This window comes from Streptomyces sp. BR1 (assembly GCF_052373795.1).
In the GTDB taxonomy this organism is placed as follows: domain Bacteria; phylum Actinomycetota; class Actinomycetes; order Streptomycetales; family Streptomycetaceae; genus Streptomyces.
Window position 1 is genome coordinate 4669477 of the sequence record NZ_CM126252.1, and the last position, 19313, is coordinate 4688789.

Genomic DNA, 19313 nt, shown 5'->3' on the forward strand with positions numbered 1-19313 from the left:
CATCGGCGCTCCAGGGGAGGGATCCGGGGGGATCGGGGAGTGCCGAGTGGGGTGGGATGGGGAGGGGAATCGAGGGGCCCGGTCATACGGACCGGGCCCCCTTGAGTTCCCGGGGGACCCAGTGAGTTGTCCACGGGGGACGCAGTGAGTTATCCACAGGCATCCCGCGCTGTCCGACCCTGCCGGTAGCGTCGGATCATGTCCAATCTCGCGGTGCTCGAAGGGGTCCTGGAGCGGATCACCTATGCCAATGAGGAGAACGGCTACACGGTCGCCCGGGTAGACACCGGGCGGGGCGCGGGCGATCTCCTCACGGTGGTCGGCTCGCTGCTCGGCGCGCAGCCGGGCGAGTCGCTGCGGATGGAGGGCCGCTGGGGCTCGCATCCGCAGTACGGCAAGCAGTTCACCGTGGAGAACTACACGACGGTCCTGCCCGCCACCATCCAGGGCATCCGCCGCTATCTCGGCTCGGGCCTGATCAAGGGCATCGGCCCCCGTATCGCCGACCGCATCGTGGAGCACTTCGGTACGGACACGCTGGACATCATCGAGCAGGAGCCCAAGCGGCTGGTCGAGGTGCCGGGCCTGGGACCCAAGCGCACCAAGCTCATCGGCGCCGCCTGGGAGGAGCAGAAGGCCATCAAGGAAGTGATGGTCTTTCTCCAGGGCGTCGGCGTCTCCACCTCCATCGCCGTGCGCATCTACAAGAAGTACGAGGACGCCTCGATCTCGGTGGTGAAGAACCAGCCCTACCGGCTGGCCGCCGACGTCTGGGGCATCGGTTTCCTCACCGCCGACCGCATCGCCCAGGCCGTCGGCATCCCGCACGACAGCCCGGAGCGGGTGAAGGCGGGGCTGCAGTACGCGCTGTCCCAGTCCACCGACCAGGGCCACTGCTTCCTGCCCGAGGAGCAGCTGATCGCCGACTCGGTGAAGCTCCTCCAGGTCGACACGGGGCTGGTCATCGACTGCCTGGGCGAGCTCGTCGCCGAGGAGGGCGTCGTCCGGGAGGCGGTCCCGGGGCCGCAGGGCGGGGCCGACCGGGTCAACGCCGTCTACCTCGTCCCCTTCCACCGCGCCGAGCTCTCCCTCGCCGCCCAGGTGCTGCGGTTGCTGCGCACCGGCGAGGACCGGATGCCGGGCTTCCAGGACGTGGACTGGGACAAGGCGCTGTCGTGGCTCGCCGGGCGCACCGGCGCCGAGCTCGCCCCCGAGCAGCAGCAGGCCGTCCGGCTGGCGCTGACCAGCAAGGTCGCCGTGCTCACCGGCGGCCCGGGCTGCGGCAAGTCGTTCACCGTGCGCTCGGTCGTGGAGCTGGCCCGGGCCAAGAAGGCCAAGGTGGTGCTCGCCGCGCCCACCGGCCGCGCCGCCAAGCGCCTCGCCGAGCTCACCGGCGCCGACGCGTCAACGGTCCACCGCCTGCTCGAACTGAAACCCGGCGGCGACGCGGCGTACGACAAGGACCGGCCGCTGGATGCCGATCTGGTCGTCGTCGACGAGGCGTCGATGCTCGATCTGCTGCTCGCCAACAAGCTGGTGAAGGCGGTGGCGCCGGGCGCGCATCTGCTGATGGTGGGGGACGTGGACCAGCTGCCCTCGGTCGGCGCGGGCGAGGTGCTGCGGGATCTGCTCGCCGACGGCGGCCCGGTGCCCAGGGTCCGGCTGACCCGGATCTTCCGCCAGGCCCAGCAGTCCGGCGTGGTCACCAACGCCCACCGCATCAACTCCGGTGTCCCGCCGCTCACCCAGGGCCTCAGCGACTTCTTCCACTTCGTGGAGGAGGAGACCGAGGACGCGGGGAGGCTCACCGTCGACGTCGCCGCGCGCCGCATCCCCGCGAAGTTCGGCCTCGACCCCCGGCGCGACGTCCAGGTGCTCGCGCCCATGCACCGCGGCCCGGCCGGCGCGGGGAACCTGAACGGGCTGCTCCAGCAGGCCATCACCCCGGCCCGCCCCGAGCTGCCGGAAAAGCGGTTCGGCGGCCGGGTGTTCCGGGTGGGCGACAAGGTCACCCAGATCCGGAACAATTACGAGAAGGGCAAGAACGGCGTCTTCAACGGCACCGTCGGCGTGGTCACCTCCCTCGACCTGGACGAGCAGCGCCTGGTGGTGCTCACCGACGAGGACGAGGAGGTGCCGTACGACTTCGACGAACTGGACGAGCTGGCCCATGCGTACGCGGTGACGATCCACCGCTCGCAGGGCAGCGAGTACCCGGCGGTGGTGATCCCCGTCACCACCGGCGCCTGGATGATGCTTCAACGGAACCTGCTCTACACGGCGGTCACCCGCGCCAGAAAACTGGTCGTACTGGTGGGTTCCCGCAAGGCGATCGGGCAGGCAGTGCGTACGGTTTCCGCAGGCAGACGCTTTACCGCACTCGCTCATCGGCTGTCAGGGGGCGCCTTGGTGTGAAACATCACGTGGGGCTTCCAGAACCGGGGCGAAGGGGGCAGGATGAGCAGGTTGACGGCACTGAGTGCCGCTAATAAGCCCAATGGGCGACCCCGAGTGCACTCTGCTGAGCCAAATGGGGGATGGTAGAGACAGTCAGGGCACCTCGAAGAAGAGGCACTACGTCGGTGAGGGATGACGTGAGCGACAACTCTGTAGTACTGCGGTTCGGCGATGGCGAGTACACCTACCCGGTGATCGACAGCACCGTCGGCGACAAGGGCTTCGACATCGGGAAGCTCCGGGCCCAGACCGGCCTCGTGACTCTGGACAGCGGGTACGGCAACACCGCTGCCTATAAATCCGCCATCACCTACCTCGACGGCGAGCAGGGCATCCTGCGCTACCGCGGCTACCCGATCGAGCAGCTCGCGGAGCGCTCGACCTTCCTGGAGGTCGCGTACCTGCTCATCAACGGTGAGCTGCCGACGGTCGACCAGCAGTCGACGTTCAAGAGCGAGATCACCCAGCACACGCTGCTGCACGAGGACGTCAAGCGCTTCTTCGACGGCTTCCCGCGTGACGCCCACCCGATGGCCATGCTGTCCTCGGTCGTCTCCGCGCTGTCCACGTTCTACCAGGACAGCCACAACCCGTTCGACGAGAAGCAGCGTCACCTCTCGACGATCCGGCTGCTCGCCAAGCTTCCGACGATCGCGGCGTACGCCTACAAGAAGTCGATCGGCCACCCGTTCGTCTACCCGCGCAACGACCTCGGCTACGTCGAGAACTTCCTGCGGATGACGTTCTCGGTCCCGGCGCAGGAGTACGAGCTGGACCCGGTCGTCGTCTCGGCGCTCGACAAGCTGCTCATCCTGCACGCGGACCACGAGCAGAACTGCTCGACCTCCACCGTGCGTCTGGTCGGCTCCTCGCAGGCGAACATGTTCGCCTCGATCTCCGCCGGCATCAGCGCCCTGTGGGGCCCCCTGCACGGTGGCGCCAACCAGTCGGTCCTGGAGATGCTGGAAGGCATCCAGGCCAACGGCGGCGACGTCGACTCCTTCATCCGCAAGGTGAAGAACAAGGAGGACGGCGTCCGTCTGATGGGCTTCGGCCACCGGGTCTACAAGAGCTTCGACCCGCGCGCGAAGATCATCAAGGCCGCCGCGCACGATGTCCTCTCGGCCCTCGGCAAGTCCGACGAGCTGCTCGACATCGCGCTGAAGCTGGAAGAGCACGCGCTCTCCGACGACTACTTCGTCTCGCGCAACCTGTACCCGAACGTGGACTTCTACACGGGTCTCATCTACCGCGCCATGGGCTTCCCGACCGAGATGTTCACGGTCCTGTTCGCCCTCGGCCGCCTGCCGGGCTGGATCGCCCAGTGGCACGAGATGATCAAGGAGCCGGGTTCCCGCATCGGCCGCCCGCGCCAGATCTACACGGGCGAGGTCCTTCGCGACTTCGTGCCTGTCGAGGCCCGCTGAACGCTCCGCTAGGAGCGGCGGTTGTTCGGCTGCGGACCGTGCGTGGCTGGTCGCGCAGTTCCCCGCGCCCCTAGGGGGGGTTGGGAGTGTCCGGAGCCGGATCTCAAACGAATACAGAAGCGCCCCGCCCACCAATCCCCCCACGGGTTGGCGGGCGGGGCGCTTCCCTTTGCCCGGTGCGGATTCCCCCCACGGGATCCGGCCGGGGGTCTGGCGGTCTGCCGGGGTACGTACGTAACGGGTGGGCCGCTCAAAGCTCCCCGTTGTACGTGCCCCGGCCAACGCGCTGCCTGGAACGTCCCCCAAGACATTCCATGGACGTCCCCCAAGACGTCCTCGGCATCGCCCACTTAGACTCCCGAACCGGCCCGATGGTTACCTCATAATCTCTGTGATCTAGCTCTCTTTGTGGAGATCAGGTGAAGGAGCGCAACCGTAGGCTGTTGGTTACCACGAACACCGATGAGAACGCCATAGCCGCACCGGCGATCATGGGATTCAGCAGCCCCGCCGCAGCCAGCGGAACGGCCGCCACGTTGTAGCCGAAGGCCCAGAACAGGTTGCCCCGGATCGTGGCCAGGGTCCGCCGGGAGAGCCGGATCGCGTCGGCCGCGACCCTCAAGTCCCCCCGTACGAGGGTGAGGTCGCCCGCCTCTATCGCGGCGTCCGTGCCGGTGCCCATCGCGAGGCCCAGATCGGCGGTGGCGAGCGCGGCCGCGTCGTTGACGCCGTCGCCGACCATGGCCACCGAACACCCCTCGCCCTGAAGGCGTTTGACGATCTCGACCTTCTCCTCGGGCAGCACCTCGGCGTACACGTCCTCGGCGGCGATCCCGACCCGGGCCGCCACCGATTCGGCGACCGCCCGGTTGTCACCGGTCAGCAGGACCGGCCGCAGCCCGAGCCCGCGCAGCCGCCCGACGGCCTCGGCGCTGGTCACCTTCACCGCGTCGGCGACGGTCAGGACGCCACGCGGCACTCCGTCCCAGGTCACCGCGACCGCCGTGCGCCCCTCGGCCTCGGCGGCCTTCTTGGCGGCGGCGAGCCCGGCGGGTAGTTCGACACCCCGCCCCACGAAGACCGCGCGCCCCTCCACCACACCTTCTACACCGCGTCCGGGCAGTGCGCGGAAGGACTGGACCGCGGACAGCTCGCCGACCCGGGCAACGGCTGCGTCGGCGATGGCGCGGGCGATGGGGTGCTCGGAGGCGTGCTCCAGGGCGCCCGCGAACCGCAGTACTTCCTTCTCGTCGACGCCGTCGGCCGCGTACACATCGGACAGCGTCATACGGCCGGTGGTGACGGTGCCGGTCTTGTCGAGGACGATCGTGTCCACGCGGCGGGTGGTCTCCAGGACCTCGGGGCCCTTGATGAGGATGCCGAGCTGGGCGCCGCGTCCCGTACCGACCATGAGGGCGGTGGGGGTGGCCAGGCCGAGGGCGCAGGGGCAGGCGATGATCAGGACCGCGACCGCCGCCGTGAAGGACGCGGTGATGTCGTCGGTGGCGAGCAGCCAGCCGACCAGCGTGCCGAGCGCGATGAGCAGGATGACCGGGACGAAGACCTCGGAGATCCGGTCGGCCAGGCGCTGGACCTGGGCCTTGCCGTTCTGGGCGTCCTCGACGAGGCGGGCCATCCGGGCGAGTTGGGTGTCGGCGCCGACGCGGGTGGCCTCGACGACGAGGCGGCCGCCCGCGTTGACCGTGGCGCCGGTGACCGGGTCGCCCACGGCCACGTCGACCGGGACGGACTCGCCGGTCAGCATCGACGCGTCCACCGCGCCGAAGCCCTCGACGACCGTGCCGTCGGTCGCGACGGTCTCACCGGGGCGGACCACGAAGCGGTCACCGACGTGCAGATCGGCCACCGGGACACGTACTTCGGTGCCCGCGCGCAGGACGGCCACGTCCTTGGCGCCCAGTTCGAGCAACGCCCGCAGGGCCGCGCCCGCCTTGCGCTTGGAGCGGGCTTCCAGATAGCGGCCGAGCAGGATGAAGGAGATGACCCCGGCGGCCACTTCGAGGTAGATGGTGGAGGCGCCGCTCGTCCCGCTCGCGGTGAGCTCGAAGCCGTGGCGCATACCGGGCATCCCGGCGTCCCCGAAGAACAGCGCCCACAGCGACCAGCCGAAGGCGGCCAGGGTGCCGACGGAGACGAGGGTGTCCATCGAGGCCCCGCCGTGCTGGAGGTTGACGGCGGCGGCCCGGTGGAACGGCAGCCCGCCCCAGACGACGACCGGCGCGGCCAGCGTCAGGCTCAGCCACTGCCAGTTGTCGAACTGGAGGGCCGGGACCATCGCGAGCAGGACCACGGGCGCGGCGAGCAGGGCCGAGACGATCAGCCGCTGCCGTAGTGCCGCGAGCTCGGGGTCGCGCCGCTCGGCCGGGGCCTCGGCGGTGACCGGTTCGGGCTCCGGCGGCGGTGGCTCCTCGGCGGTGTAGCCGGTCTTGACGACGGTGGCGATCAGATCCGCGACCTCGATCCCGGTCGCGTACGCGACCTTCGCCTTCTCGGTCGCGTAGTTGACCGTCGCCTCGACGCCCTCCATGCGGTTGAGCTTCTTCTCGATACGGGCCGCGCACGAGGCGCAGGTCATCCCGCCGATGGTCAGCTCGACCAGCTGAGGTGGGGCGCTTTCCACGGTGTTCACGGTGTCCACGTGAGGCTCCAGAAAAAGGGGCCGGGCCGTACGGAGCCGATGCGTCGCTCGTACGGCCCGGACAGGGAAACCGTGGCTCAGGCCAGGCCGACCAGCTCGTAGCCGGCCTCGTCGACGGCGGCCCGGACGGCCTCCTCGTCCAGCGGCGCGGCGGAGACGACGGTCACCCGGCCGGTCGCGGCGACGGCCGTGACCGAGCCGACGCCGTCGATCTCGGAGATCTCGCTCGACACCGCGCCCTCGCAGTGCCCGCAGGTCATGCCGGAGACCTGGTAGACGGTGGTGACGGAGCCGAGCTGGACGTCGGCCGGGCCGTCGCTGTGGCAGGAGCCGGCGGGCGAGCAGCAGGAGCCGGTCGTGGTGGTGGCGACGGCGGCTTCGGTCTCGGCGGTCATGGGGTTCTCCTCTTCGGGACGGTACGGGTCCATGGTGCACCAGAGGGCCACGGGGAAGCCGGGACGCCCTGACAGTGAACACGTTATACCCCTAGGGGGTATAAATCCAGTCCCCTCGGCGCTTCCGTCCCACGGTCAGTCGTCCTTGCGGGTGCTCCGGTTCCCGGGGCGGCGCGCGACCCAGCCGCGGATGGTGTCCGCGTACCAGAAGGGTTTGCCGTTCTCGACCAGGTCGGGCGGGGGGAGCAGCCCGTGTTTGCGGTACGAGCGGACCGTGTCCGGCTGGACGCGGATGTGTGCGGCGATTTCCTTGTACGACCAGAGCCGTCGGTCGGTCATGGTGCACCTCCCTGCGTGCGCCGCAGCGGCGGTCCGGTGGCCGTCGGGGGAGCCGGGCGCGGGAACTTGACAATCACTCAGCCTGTGCCCGTTGAACGACGCAGAGTGAAGGCGGGGGTGTGGCTGTCGACTGTCTGTGACGCAAGACCCGCGTAATCGAGACATGTGTGACGACGGGCGCATGGTTGTGACAGGGGTGGCATACGGGGTGAATGGAGCGGGGCGGTGTCGGGCGCGCGCATGCGGGGGTGCGCGTCTCGCACGCCCCCGCCGCATCGGGCCCCGCCTTACGTGTCCGGCCTCGCCCTACGCCTGAAGCGCCCGCCCTACGCGTACAGCTCCGGCCGTTCCCGTTCCAGCTCGACCGGGACCCGCTCGCCCGTCCGCTGGGCCCGTACGCCCGCCTCGCAGACGACGGACGCCACATAGCCGTCCCAGGTGCTCGGGCCCTCGACGCGGCCCCGGCGGGTCGCGTCCACCCACGCCTGGACCTCGCGGTCGTACGCGTCGGCGAAGCGGACCGTGAAGTCCTGCGGGACCGGCGCGCCCACGCGGCCGCCGGTGCGCACGACCGGGCCGGTCCCGGCGCCGATCGAGGCGGCGCCGCGCTCGCAGACGGCCTCGCAGCGCACCTCGTACCCGAAGCCGCAGTTGACGAAGATCTCGACGTCGACGACCGCGCCGCCGGCGGTCTCCAGGAGCACCAGCTGCGGATCGCCCAAGCCCTCCGGGGCGTACGCGGACGGGCGCGGGCGGAGCACCTGGACGGCGGTGATCTCCTGACCGAGCAGCCAGCGGGCCGCGTCCACCTCATGGGCGACGGAGTCCCGGATCAGCATCTCGGTGGTGAAGAAGGACGGGGAGGAGGCGTTGCGGTGGCGGCAGTGCAGGAACAGCGGGCGGCCCAGCTCGCCGCCGTCGAGCAGCGCCTTGAGGTCCGCGTACTCCGTGTCGTACCGGCGCATGAAGCCCACCTGCACCCGGCGGTGGCCGAGGCGGCGCTCGGCCTCCATGACGCGCAGCGCCCCGCCCGGGTCCGGGGTGAGCGGCTTCTCGCACAGGACCGGCAGGTCGAGCCGGAACGCGTCGAGCAGGGCCGCTTCATGGGCCGGGCCGGAGGAGGCGATCAGTACCGCGTCGACGCCCGGCGCGGCCATCGCGGCCGCCGGGTCGGTGTGGACCGTGATGGGGGCCTCCCCTGCTCGAACGTAGTTGAGAGCTTGGGGAACGTCGATTCCGGCGGCCACGGACTTGGCGCGCTCCGCGTCCAGGTCGGCGACGGCGGCCACGCGGGCGCCGCCGATGACCGTGGAGAGGCGGCGGACGTGGTCCGCGCCCATCTTCCCGGTGCCGATGACCGCGACACCCAGCGTCCCCTGCGTCATGGTCACGCCCCGCAGGAGCGCAGGAAGGCGCGGGTGCGCTCGGCGATGGGCAGCGGGCGGTCCGGATCGCACGGGTACATGTCCTGCTCCACGATGGCGAAGAGGTCGACGTCGAGCGCCCCGGCGGCCGCGAGGACCGGTTCGAGCGCGGGCACCCCGGTCGGCGGCTCGCACATCACGCCCCGCGCCACGGCGGGCCCGAACGGCAGCTCCTCGGCGTGTACTTGGGCCAGGATCTCCGGGTCCACCTGCTTGAGGTGGAGGTAGCCGATCCGCTCCCCGTACGTCTCGATCAGCTTGACGCTGTCGCCGCCGCAGTAGGCGTAGTGGCCGGTGTCCAGGCACAGGTTGACCAGGTCGGGGTCGGTGGCGTCGAGCAGGCGCGCCACGTTCTCCTCGCTGTCGACATGGGTGTCGGCGTGCGGGTGGACCACGATCTTCAGCCCGTAGCGCTCGCGCACCTCGCGGGCCAGGCGCTCGGTCTGGGTGGCCAGATCGCGCCACTGCGCGGCGGTGAGCGTCGGACTCTCCAGGACCTCACCGGTCTTGTCGTCGCGCCAGAACGCCGGGATGACGACGAGGTGTTCGGCCCCGGTGGCCCGGGTCAGCTCGGCCACGTCCGCGACGTGCTCCCAGGTCGCGTCCCACACGGCGGGCCCGTGGTGCAGCCCCGTGAAGACGGTCCCGGCCGAGACGCGCAGACCCCGGCGCCCGGTCTCGTCGGCGAGGCGTGCCGGGTCGGTGGGGAGATAGCCGTACGGTCCGAGTTCGATCCACGCGTACCCCGCGTGCGCGACCTCGTCGAGGAACCGGGACCAGGGGACCTGGCGCGGGTCGTCGGGGAACCAGACGCCCCAGGAGTCGGGGGCCGAGCCGATCCGGATACGAGTCCTGTCCGTCGTCATGGGAGCCAGCCTTCCGGGGGCGCCGGAACGGTGTCAAGACTACGTCCGAATGTCAGGACAAAAGATTGACAGGGTCGGGCCGGGGCGACTAGACCTGGGACCGGCCGGGGTCACCGCTACCGATGAAGGGGGCGTGCATGGAGGCGGTTCCGTACGAGGTTCCGTACGACGTGATCACCATGGGCCGGATCGGGGTGGACCTCTATCCGCTCCAGACCGGTGTGCCGCTCCCGCGGGTCACGTCCTTCGGCAAGTTCGTCGGCGGCTCGCCCACCAATGTGGCGGTCGCGGCGGCCCGGCTCGGCCGGCGCACGGCGGTCATCACCCGCACCGGCGAGGACCCCTTCGGCGAGTATCTGCGGGAAGAACTGGGCGAGTTCGGGGTCGACGCCCGCTGGGTCACCCCGGTCGCGGGCCTGCCCACGCCCATCACCTTCTGTGAGATCTTCCCGCCGGACGACTTCCCGCTCTACTTCTACCGCGAGCCCAAAGCGCCCGATCTGGAGCTGTACGAGGCGGAGTTGGACCTCGAAGCGATCCGCGCGGCGCGGATCTTCTGGGTGACCGGGACGGGCCTGAGTGTCGAGCCCAGCCGGTCCACCACCCTGGCGGCGCTCGCGGCCCGGGCCCGCGCGGGCATCACGGTCTTCGACCTCGACTGGCGGCCGATGTTCTGGAAAGAAGACGACGTCAGTCGTTGGTACCGCGACGCCCTGCGGCACGCCACCGTCGCCGTCGGCAACCTCGACGAGTGCGAAGTGGCCACCGGTGAGCGCGAACCGTACGCCGCCGCGCGGGCACTGCTCGCTGCCGGGGTCGAGCTCGCGGTCGTCAAGCAGGGGCCCAAGGGGGTCCTCGCGATGGGCTCGGACGGGCGGGCCGTCGAGGTGCCGCCCGTCGAGGTGGAGGTGGTCAACGGCCTTGGCGCCGGGGACGCGTTCGGCGGTGCGCTCTGCCATGGACTGCTCGCCGGGTGGGAGATCGAACGGGTCGCGCGGTACGCCAACGCCGCCGGCGCGATCGTCGCCTCCCGCCTCGCCTGCTCCTCCGCGATGCCGTTCCCGGACGAGGTCGAGCGCGTACTGGCGGGGGGAGCGGCGTGAGCATCCGCGTCAGCCCCGGCGAACTCGCCCGGGTCCGCACCCGGCACCCGCAGGCCATCGCCGAAGCGGCCGAGCGGCGCGTACGGCGGCCGCTCGTCCGGGGCGGCGGACGGCTGCTGATCATCGCCGCCGACCACCCCGCCCGGGGCGCGCTCGGCGTCGGCGAGGACGCCTTCGCCATGGCGGACCGCCGCGTCCTGCTCGAACGGCTCTGCCTCGCGCTGTCGCGGCCCGGCGTCGACGGGGTGCTGGCCAGCGCCGACATCCTGGAGGACCTGCTGCTGCTCGGCGCGCTCGACGACAAGGTCGTCATCGGGTCGATGAACCGGGGCGGGCTCGCCGGGGCCGCCTTCGAACTCGACGACCGGTTCACCGGCCACCGCGCCCAGGACCTCGCCCGACTGGGCTTCGACGCGGGCAAGCTGCTGCTGCGCGTCGACTACGACGACCCCGGCTCGCTCAACACGCTGCACTCGGCCGCCCGCGCCGTCGACGAGATGGCGGAGCGTCGGCTGCCGGTCTTCGTGGAGCCGTTCATCTGTCACCGGCGCGACGGACGGGTGCACAACGATCTGAGCGCCGAGGCCGTCACGCGCTCGCTCGCCATCGCCTCCGGCCTCGCCGGGACCTCGGCGTACACCTGGCTGAAGGTCCCCGTCACGGAGGATCCGGACGACATGGCCCGGGTGATGGCGACGACGACGCTGCCCGCCGTGCTGCTCGGCGGCGACGTCGGCGGGACGGCGGCCGAGCAGGAGGCGGCGTACGAGAAGTGGCGCTCGGCGCTGCAACTGCCCACCGTGCAGGGTCTGGTGGCCGGGCGCACCCTGCTCTATCCGGCCGACGGGGACGTGGCGGGCGCGGTCGATACCGCGGTCGGGCTGCTGTAGGGGGTAGGGAGGACGCATGGACGAGTTGTTCGTACGGGCGGGCTCCACCGCCCACGGGGCCTACGCCCTCGACATCGGACCCGAGCGAGCGGGCTGGGGGCACAGCGCGCTGCGTGTGCTGGAGCTGGCGCCCGGCGGCACGCATGAGTTCACCACCGGCGACAGCGAGTGGATCGTGCTGCCGCTCAGTGGTGGATGTACGGTACAGGTAGAAGATCGAATCCTGGAACTGCTGGGCAGGGAGGACGTGTTCGGCGGGGTCAGCGACTTCGCCTATCTCCCGCGGGACGCCCACGCGCAGATCGCCTCCGGCGCGGGAGGCCGCTTCGCCCTGGCAGGAGCGAGATGCGAGCGCCGACTCCCCGCTCGTCGCGGCCCCGCGCCGGAGGTACCCGTCGAACGGCGGGGTGCGGGCGTCAGCGCCCGCGAGGTCCGCAACTTCGCCGCCGCCGACGCCTTCGAGTGCGACCGCCTTATCGCCGTGGAGGTGATCACCCCCGGCGGCAACTGGTCCTCGTACCCGCCCCACAAGCACGACGAGCACATCCCGGGGCAGGAGTCGGTACTTGAGGAGATCTACTACTTCGCGTTCGAGGACCCCAAGGGCTTCGGCTACCAGCGGGTCTCGCCGTCGCGTCCCGGCGGCGCGGACGTGCTCGCCGAAGTGCGTACGGGCGACGCCGTGCTCGTCCCCGACGGCTGGCACGGCCCGTCGATCGCCGCGCCCGGGCATCCCATGTACTACCTGAACGTCATGGCGGGCCCCGGCGAGGAGCGCGCGTGGCGCATCAGCTTCCACCCCGACCACGTGGAGGGTTACCGATGAGCGCGAAGACCAGGCGGCTCACCACCGCGCAGGCGCTGCTCGCCTTCCTCTCGCGGCAGTACACCGCCCGGTCCGGCATCGAGCAGCGCCTGATCACCGCGACCTGGGGCATCTTCGGCCACGGCAACGTCGCCGGGATCGGCCAGGCGCTCCTGGAACCCGGCAGCGACATGCCGTACCACCAGGGCCGCAACGAACAGGCCATGGTGCACGCGGCCGTCGGCTACGCCCGCCAGTCCCAGCGGCTCTCGGCGCACGCGGTGACGACGTCGATCGGCCCGGGCGCCACCAACCTGGTCACCGGCGCGGCGCTGGCCACCGTCAACCACCTCCCGGTCCTGCTGCTGCCCGGCGACGTCTTCGCCTCCCGCCCCGCCGACCCGGTCCTCCAGCAGCTCGAAGTCCCGTACGCGGGCGATGTGTCGGTCAACGACTGCCTGCGGCCGGTCTCGCGCTACTTCGACCGGATCACCCGGCCCGAGGCCCTGATCCCGGCCGCGCTCGCCGCGATGAGCGTGCTCGCGGACCCGGCCAGGACCGGGGCGGTGACGCTGGCGCTGCCGCAGGACGTGCAGGCGGAGGCGTACGACTGGCCGGAGGAGTTCTTCCGGCGGCGGGTGTGGCAGGTGCGGGCTCAGGAGCCGGACTCGTACGAGCTGGATGAGGCCGTCGAGTTGCTGCGCGGCGCGCGACGGCCGCTGATCGTGGCAGGCGGCGGCGTCCACCACGGCGGCGCCGAGGAGGTCTTGCGGATCTTCGCCGACCGGACCGGCATCCCCGTCGCCTCCACCCAGGCGGGCAAGGGCTCGCTCCCGTACGACCACCCCTGCGACGTGGGCGGCATCGGCCACACCGGCACGGCCACCGCCGACGAACTCGCCCGCACCGCCGATGTCGTGCTCGGCGTCGGCACCCGCTGGACCGACTTCACCACCGCGTCCTCGACGCTCTTCCAGAACCCCGACGTCCGGTTCGCGAACATCAACGTCAACGGCGCCGACGCCCACAAGATGGGCGGCCTGCAAGTCCTCGCGGACGCGCGTGTGGGACTCCAGGCGCTGACGAAGGCGCTGGGCGAGTACCGCGTCGAGCCGTCGTACGAGAGCGAGTACGCGGAGCTGAAGGCCGCGTGGGAAGGGCGGGTGACTCTCGCGTACACCCCCGAGAGCGAGGACGACCAGCCCACCCAGGCCCAAGTCCTCGGCGTACTCGACACGTTGGTCACCCACGACGACATTCTGATCAACGCGGCAGGCTCGCTCCCCGGCGATCTGCACAAGCTGTGGCGGACCCGCTCGCGCGACCAGTACCACGTCGAATACGGCTACTCCTGCATGGGATACGAGATCCCGGCGGCGATCGGGGTGGCGATGGCCGCGCCCGGACGGCCGGTGTGGGCGCTGGTCGGCGACGGTACGTATCTGATGAATCCCACGGAAATCGTGACGGCCGTGCAGGAGAACATCCCGCTCAAGGTGGTGATCCTGCAGAACCACGGGTATGCCTCGATCGGTGGGCTCTCGCAGGCGGTGGGCGGCGAGCGGTACGGCACGGCGTACCGCTTCCGGGCGCCGGACGGTACGTACACGGGGGAGCCGCTGCCGGTGGACCTGGCGGCGAACGCGGCCTCGCTCGGGATGGCCGTGCTGCGCCCCAAGACCATCCGTGACCTGCGCGAAGCCCTCGCGACCGCGCGTGCGGCGGACCGCCCCACATGTGTCTACGTGGAGACCAAAACGGCAGACACTGTGTCGGGCCCGCCCCCGGCGCAGGCGTGGTGGGATGTTCCTGTGGCCGAGACCGCGACCCGTCGGTCGGCGGTCGAGGCACGTGAGGAGTACGACCGGCAAGTCGCAGCCCGACGCCGCCATCTCTGAGGGAGTTTCCTGTCATGACGAAGACCGTCAACCACTGGATCGGTGGCAAGACCGTCGAGGGTGCGTCCGGTACATACGGTCCGGTGACGGATCCCGCGACCGGTGCCGTCACGACGCGGGTCGCCTTCGCGAGCGTCGACGAGGTGGACGCGGCGGTCGCGGCAGCCCGGGAGGCGTACGCGACCTGGGGCCAGTCCTCGCTCGCCCAGCGTACGACCGTCCTTTTCAAGTTCCGCGCGCTGCTCGACGCCAACCGGGACGCCATCGCCGAGCTGATCACCGCCGAGCACGGCAAGGTGCACTCGGACGCGCTCGGCGAGGTCGCGCGCGGCCTGGAGATCGTGGACCTGGCCTGCGGGATCACCACCCAGCTCAAGGGCGAGCTCTCCACGCAGGTGTCGCAGCGCGTGGACGTCTCCTCGATCCGCCAGCCGCTCGGCGTCGTCGCGGGCATCACGCCGTTCAACTTCCCGGCCATGGTGCCGATGTGGATGTTCCCGATCGCCATCGCCTGCGGCAACACCTTCGTACTGAAGCCGTCGGAGAAGGACCCGTCGGCCTCGATGAAGATCGCGGAGCTGCTGGGCGAGGCCGGGCTGCCCGACGGCGTCTTCAACGTCGTCCACGGCGACAAGGTCGCGGTCGACGCGCTGCTCGCCCACCCGGACGTGGCCGCCGTCTCCTTCGTCGGCTCCACCCCGATCGCCCGCTACATCCACACCACCGCCTCCGCGAACGGCAAACGCGTCCAGGCGCTCGGCGGCGCCAAGAACCACATGCTGGTCCTGCCGGACGCGGACCTGGACGCGGCCGCCGACGCCGCCGTCTCCGCCGCGTACGGCTCGGCGGGCGAGCGCTGCATGGCGATCTCGGCCGTGGTGGCGGTCGGTTCGATCGGCGACGAGCTGGTGGAGAAGATCCGCGAGCGCGCCGAGAAGATCAAGATCGGTCCGGGCAACGACCCCACGTCCGAGATGGGCCCGCTGATCACCGCCGCGCACCGCGACAAGGTCGCCTCGTACGTGGCCGGTGCGGCCGCCCAGGGCAGCGAGGTCGTCCTCGACGGCACCGGCCACACGGTCGACGGCTTCGAGAACGGCCACTGGATCGGCCTCTCGCTGCTGGACCGGGTGCCGGTGACGGCGGACGCGTACAAGGACGAGATCTTCGGCCCGGTGCTGTGCGTGCTGCGCGTCGAGTCGTACGACGAGGGGCTCGCCCTCATCAACGCCTCGCCGTTCGGCAACGGCACCGCGATCTTCACCCGGGACGGCGGCGCCGCCCGCCGCTTCCAGCTGGAGGTCGAGGCCGGCATGGTCGGCGTCAACGTGCCGATCCCGGTGCCGGTGGGCTACCACTCCTTCGGTGGCTGGAAGGACTCGCTCTTCGGCGACCACCACATCTACGGCAACGACGGCACGCACTTCTACACCCGCGGCAAGGTCGTCACCACCCGCTGGCCGGACCCGGCCGACGCCCCCGCCGGCGTCGACCTGGGCTTCCCCCGCAACCACTGACCTGGGGTTCTTCCCCGCAACCACTGACCACGGCCAAGCCGACACCTCGGCTCAGCCCTTCGATGCGGCCCGTACGGTTTCCCCCGCCGTGCGGGCCGCTGCCGTTGCCACGGCGGCCGCCGCCAGGCCCCGGATGACCGGGTGCGGGCGCGTGCCGTCGCCGGACAGCTCGGGCTGGAAGAGCGTGGCCAGGAAGAACGGGTGGCCGGGGAGCTCGGCGATCCGGACGTCGCCCTCGGCGTCGGTGCCGGTGAAGCGCAGCCCGTGGGCACGCAGGGTGTCCAGGTGACGCGGGTTGGGGCCGAACTGGCAGTGGTAGCGCTCCACCGTCCGCTCGGCGCCCAGGAGCTGCTCGGCCAGCGAGCCCGGGGCGAGCTCGACCGTACCCTCGTGGCCGACCAGCGAGCAGGCCAGCGGCACGATCAGCGCGTCCCCGAGGTCGGCACCGGGGTCGTTCTCGGCGTGCGCGATGTCGTCGAGGCCGCACACGTCACGGGCGAATTCGAGCAGCGCGTGCTGGAAGCCGCCGCAGGTGCCGAGGAACGGGATGCCCTGCTCGCGGGCGGTGCGCACGGCGGCGACCACACCCGTCTCGCTGCGGTACGGGCTGCCGGGCAGCAGCCAGATCGCGTCGAACCCCTCGACGCCGCCCTCGGCCTCCTCCGTCGGGATCCAGTACGCGTCGAGGTCGAGCCCGTCGCGCTCGCGCAGGGCGTCGAGCAGGAGGGGGACGCGGGTGTGGGAGCGGACGTTGGGGGAGCGGTCGCCGACCAGGGCGATCCGTGCGGTGTGGTTCGTCATGCGTCCATCGTGGGCGGCGTGCTCACATCACGTCCAACGATGATCAATGCATCCAGCATTAGTGATACTGATGCCCATGGATCCCCACCTCCTGCGCACCTTCGTCGCCGTCGTCGAGCACCGCTCCTTCTCCGGCGCCGCCCAGGCCCTCGGCTATACGCAGTCGGCCGTCTCGCAGCACATCGCCGCCCTGGAGGCCGACCTCGGTGCCCGGCTCGTGGAGCGCAGGCCGGTCGGGCCGACCGAGGCGGGCGAGCGGCTGATGGAGCACGCCCGGCCGCTGCTGCTGCGGCTCGACGCGGCCCGCGCGGACATCGCCCGGCTGAGCGGGGTGCGGGGCGCGCGTCTGGCGCTCGTCTGCACCCCGGCCGCCCTCACGCCCGCGCTGGCCGCCGCCCTGGCCGGGGCGCGGCGGGATGCCCCGGGGCTCGCGGCCGAGGTGCGGGTGCTCGGGCGGGACGCGGCCGTACGGGCGGTGGTGACCGGGGAGGCGGACCTCGGCCTGGTGGACGGGGCCGCGGCCCCCAACGACCCGCTGCCCCTGCCGGACGCGGGCCCGATGGTCACCGTGGCCGTCGCCGAGACCCCGCTCGCGGTGCTGTTCCCGGCCGGGCACCCGCTGGCGCGCCGTACCTCGCTGCGGCTCGCGGACCTGGCCGACGCGCACTGGATCGACGCGCCGGACACGGCCGTTGCCCTGGCCCAGCTGCGCGCCGCCGCGCACGCCGACGGCTTCCGGCCCCGACTGACGTACGGGGGAGGGGACTTGAGGGGACTGGCCGAACTGGTCGCGGCCGGACACGGCCTCGCCGCGACGGGGCTTGAGGCGGCCGCGGGTCTCGCGGGCACGGCCGCGGTCCGCGTCTCGGCGCCGCGCCTGGTGCACCGTACGGAGGTACTGCACCCGCGCACGCCGTCGGCGCCGGTGCGGGCGCTGGTGGCGGCGCTGGGCGGGGGCGCGTGACGGCCGGCGACCAGTGATCGGTGACCCCGGGTAACCGCAAGCGCCGTCTCGGTCGTCGCGGCCGTTTCGATATGCGGAACCGGGCGAAAAATTTCCGCGCGCGGGCTGCGGTTCCCGTACCGCCCGACAGGGCGTTTTTATTGCACTCTTAATGCCGTATCAGTGTCAGAAGGGCTTTGGAGCGACGAATTCCGTAGGTGAACAGCTATTGACCTGCGGATCGCGTGGAGATTGAAATGGCGCCCCGGGAGCGACACACCACTCAACCCCGGGGCCGGACGGGCCCCGGAGCACCACCCGGAGGTCGATAGCGCTCCCCGCTCACACCCCGCACCTTGCCGATCGGATGCGCATCGATGACCGAAACGCTCAGCCCGCCCCACGTCCTCTCCCCGGCGACGGGCGAAGCCCCCAGGAAGCTCAAGCGTTCCATCGGCGTCGTGGGCGGCACCCTGCTCACGCTGTCCTGCGTGACGCCCGCGTCCACGCTCTTCGTGGTCGTGCCGGACCTCTTCTCCAGCCTCGGCACCTACACCGCGCTCACCATCGCCATCGGCTCGCTGCTCTGTATCGGCGTCGCGTTCTGCTACTCGGAGCTGGGCACGCTCATCCCCAGCGCGGGCGGCGAGTACGCGATGGTCTCCACGCTCGCCGGGCGCCTCGCGGGCTGGCTGGTGTTCGTCCTCTCGCTGCTCGTGGTGATGATCGTCCCTCCGGTCATCGCGATGGGCACGGCCGACTACCTGGCCCCGCTCGTGCACATCCCGGCGCCGGTCGCGGGCGGCGGCGTGATGCTGCTCGCCACCCTCGCCGGACTGCTCGACCTGCGGGCCAACGCCTGGATCACCGGCGTCTTCCTGGTGCTCGAAGTCGTCGCCGCGGCCGTGGTCGCCGTACTCGGCTTCTCGCACAGCCACCGGGGCGCCTCCTCGCTCGTGCACGGCACGGTCGCCGGTGACGGCGGTACGCACTCCACGGTCACCGCGATGATGGTCATCTCCGGCCTGGCCATCGCCCTCTTCGTCACCCAGGGCTTCTCGACGGCCGTCTACCTCTCCGAGGAGCTGGAGCACCCGCGCCGCAACGTCGCGCGGACCGTGCTCGCCACCCTCGCCATCTCCACCGCCGTCATCCTCGTCCCCGTCATCGCCATCACCCTGGGCGCCTCCGACCTCTCGGTGCTCGCCTCCGGCGACATCAGCGGCATGGTCACCGCCTGGTCCAACTCGGCCGTCGGCACCTTCGTCAGCCTCTGCGTCGCCCTCGCCATCGTCAACGCGGGCATCGTGATGGTCATCCAGAACTCCCGCGTCCTGTTCGCCTCGGCCCGCGACAAGGCCTGGCCCGAGCCGGTCAACCGCGCGCTGTCGCGCCTGGGCCGGTTCGGCTCCCCGTGGGTCGCCACCCTCCTGGTCGGCGTCCCGGGCGCGGCCCTGTGCTTCGTCAACCTCGACACCCTGTACGGCGTCACGGGCGTCTCGGTCACCGGGATGTACCTGCTGGTCGCGGTCGCGGCGCTGCTCAGCCGCCGGGGCGCGCACCGCGAGGTCCCGGCCTGGCGGATGCCGCTGTGGCCCGCGGTCCCGGTGGTGCTGATCGCGGTCCTCGCGTACATCCTGACCCAGCAGGAGACGACGTATCTGCTGTGGACCGGCGGCATCACCGCCGTCGCCACCCTCTACTGGGCGTTCTATCTGCGGCCGCGCCGCGAGACGCGCTGGCTGGTGAGCATTCCGGAGGACGAGCAGGTCTGAGACAAGGGCGGCCG

At 71.2% G+C, this 19313-nt stretch carries 15 protein-coding genes; 9 read left to right on the forward strand and 6 right to left on the reverse strand.

What is annotated here, in order from left to right:
* The first annotated feature begins 198 nt into the window (after window positions 1-198).
* Window positions 199-2415 carry an SF1B family DNA helicase RecD2 gene (gene recD2 / locus ACT1U9_RS20400; protein ID WP_444534127.1) on the forward strand — a complete coding sequence of 739 codons (2217 nt, stop codon included), beginning with the start codon at window positions 199-201 and terminating at the stop codon, window positions 2413-2415.
* 179 nt (window positions 2416-2594) lie between these two features.
* The gene (locus ACT1U9_RS20405; protein WP_361387685.1) at window positions 2595-3884 is read left to right on the forward strand and encodes a citrate synthase; all 1290 of its coding nucleotides are present in this window, start codon (window positions 2595-2597) and stop codon (window positions 3882-3884) included.
* A 415-nt stretch (window positions 3885-4299) separates the two neighbouring features.
* Here the strand turns inward: ACT1U9_RS20405 and ACT1U9_RS20410 are convergent, their stop codons facing one another.
* The 5 genes from ACT1U9_RS20410 to ACT1U9_RS20430 form a co-directional block, all read right to left on the reverse strand.
* Window positions 4300-6543, reverse strand: a complete 2244-nt coding sequence (locus tag ACT1U9_RS20410; protein WP_444534128.1) for a heavy metal translocating P-type ATPase — start codon at window positions 6541-6543, stop codon at window positions 4300-4302.
* A gap of 77 nt (window positions 6544-6620) precedes the next feature.
* On the reverse strand, window positions 6621-6938 hold the full coding sequence (locus ACT1U9_RS20415) for a heavy-metal-associated domain-containing protein (protein ID WP_188278176.1): 318 nt from the start codon (window positions 6936-6938) through the stop codon (window positions 6621-6623).
* 135 nt (window positions 6939-7073) lie between these two features.
* The gene (locus tag ACT1U9_RS20420; RefSeq protein ID WP_444534129.1) at window positions 7074-7277 is read right to left on the reverse strand and encodes a helix-turn-helix transcriptional regulator; all 204 of its coding nucleotides are present in this window, start codon (window positions 7275-7277) and stop codon (window positions 7074-7076) included.
* A gap of 326 nt (window positions 7278-7603) precedes the next feature.
* Complete coding sequence (locus ACT1U9_RS20425; protein ID WP_444534130.1) at window positions 7604-8662, reverse strand: Gfo/Idh/MocA family protein; 1059 nt, start codon at window positions 8660-8662, stop codon at window positions 7604-7606.
* Between the two features lie 2 nt (window positions 8663-8664).
* On the reverse strand, window positions 8665-9567 hold the full coding sequence (locus ACT1U9_RS20430) for a sugar phosphate isomerase/epimerase family protein (protein WP_444534131.1): 903 nt from the start codon (window positions 9565-9567) through the stop codon (window positions 8665-8667).
* A gap of 137 nt (window positions 9568-9704) precedes the next feature.
* Here ACT1U9_RS20430 and iolC point away from each other — a divergent pair, with 137 nt between their 5' ends.
* From iolC to mmsA, 5 genes are read left to right on the forward strand one after another with little or no spacing between them, the layout of a single operon-like run.
* Entirely contained in the window at window positions 9705-10670 is a 966-nt protein-coding gene (gene iolC / locus ACT1U9_RS20435) for a 5-dehydro-2-deoxygluconokinase (protein WP_444534132.1), read from the forward strand.
* Window positions 10671-10672: 2 nt separating this feature from the next.
* Complete coding sequence (locus tag ACT1U9_RS20440) at window positions 10673-11560, forward strand: Cgl0159 family (beta/alpha)8-fold protein (protein WP_444539200.1); 888 nt, start codon at window positions 10673-10675, stop codon at window positions 11558-11560.
* 16 nt (window positions 11561-11576) lie between these two features.
* Window positions 11577-12386: a 5-deoxy-glucuronate isomerase gene (iolB, locus tag ACT1U9_RS20445; RefSeq protein ID WP_444534133.1), complete on the forward strand. Its 810-nt coding sequence runs from the start codon at window positions 11577-11579 to the stop codon at window positions 12384-12386.
* Window positions 12383-14263 carry a 3D-(3,5/4)-trihydroxycyclohexane-1,2-dione acylhydrolase (decyclizing) gene (iolD, locus tag ACT1U9_RS20450; protein ID WP_444534134.1) on the forward strand — a complete coding sequence of 627 codons (1881 nt, stop codon included), beginning with the start codon at window positions 12383-12385 and terminating at the stop codon, window positions 14261-14263. Before iolB ends, iolD begins: the two co-directional genes overlap by 4 nt.
* Before the next feature lie 14 nt (window positions 14264-14277).
* Window positions 14278-15780 (forward strand): CoA-acylating methylmalonate-semialdehyde dehydrogenase, encoded by a 1503-nt coding sequence (gene mmsA / locus ACT1U9_RS20455; protein ID WP_444534135.1) that lies wholly within the window; start codon window positions 14278-14280, stop codon window positions 15778-15780.
* 51 nt (window positions 15781-15831) lie between these two features.
* On the opposite strand, the gene ACT1U9_RS20460 is transcribed toward mmsA, so the two are convergent.
* The gene (locus tag ACT1U9_RS20460; protein ID WP_444534136.1) at window positions 15832-16581 is read right to left on the reverse strand and encodes a CTP synthase C-terminal region-related (seleno)protein; all 750 of its coding nucleotides are present in this window, start codon (window positions 16579-16581) and stop codon (window positions 15832-15834) included.
* Window positions 16582-16657: 76 nt separating this feature from the next.
* On the opposite strand from ACT1U9_RS20460, the gene ACT1U9_RS20465 reads away from it, so the two are divergent.
* On the forward strand, window positions 16658-17545 hold the full coding sequence (locus ACT1U9_RS20465) for a LysR family transcriptional regulator (protein ID WP_444534137.1): 888 nt from the start codon (window positions 16658-16660) through the stop codon (window positions 17543-17545).
* Between the two features lie 356 nt (window positions 17546-17901).
* Complete coding sequence (locus ACT1U9_RS20470) at window positions 17902-19299, forward strand: APC family permease (protein WP_444534138.1); 1398 nt, start codon at window positions 17902-17904, stop codon at window positions 19297-19299.
* Window positions 19300-19313: the final 14 nt, after the last annotated feature.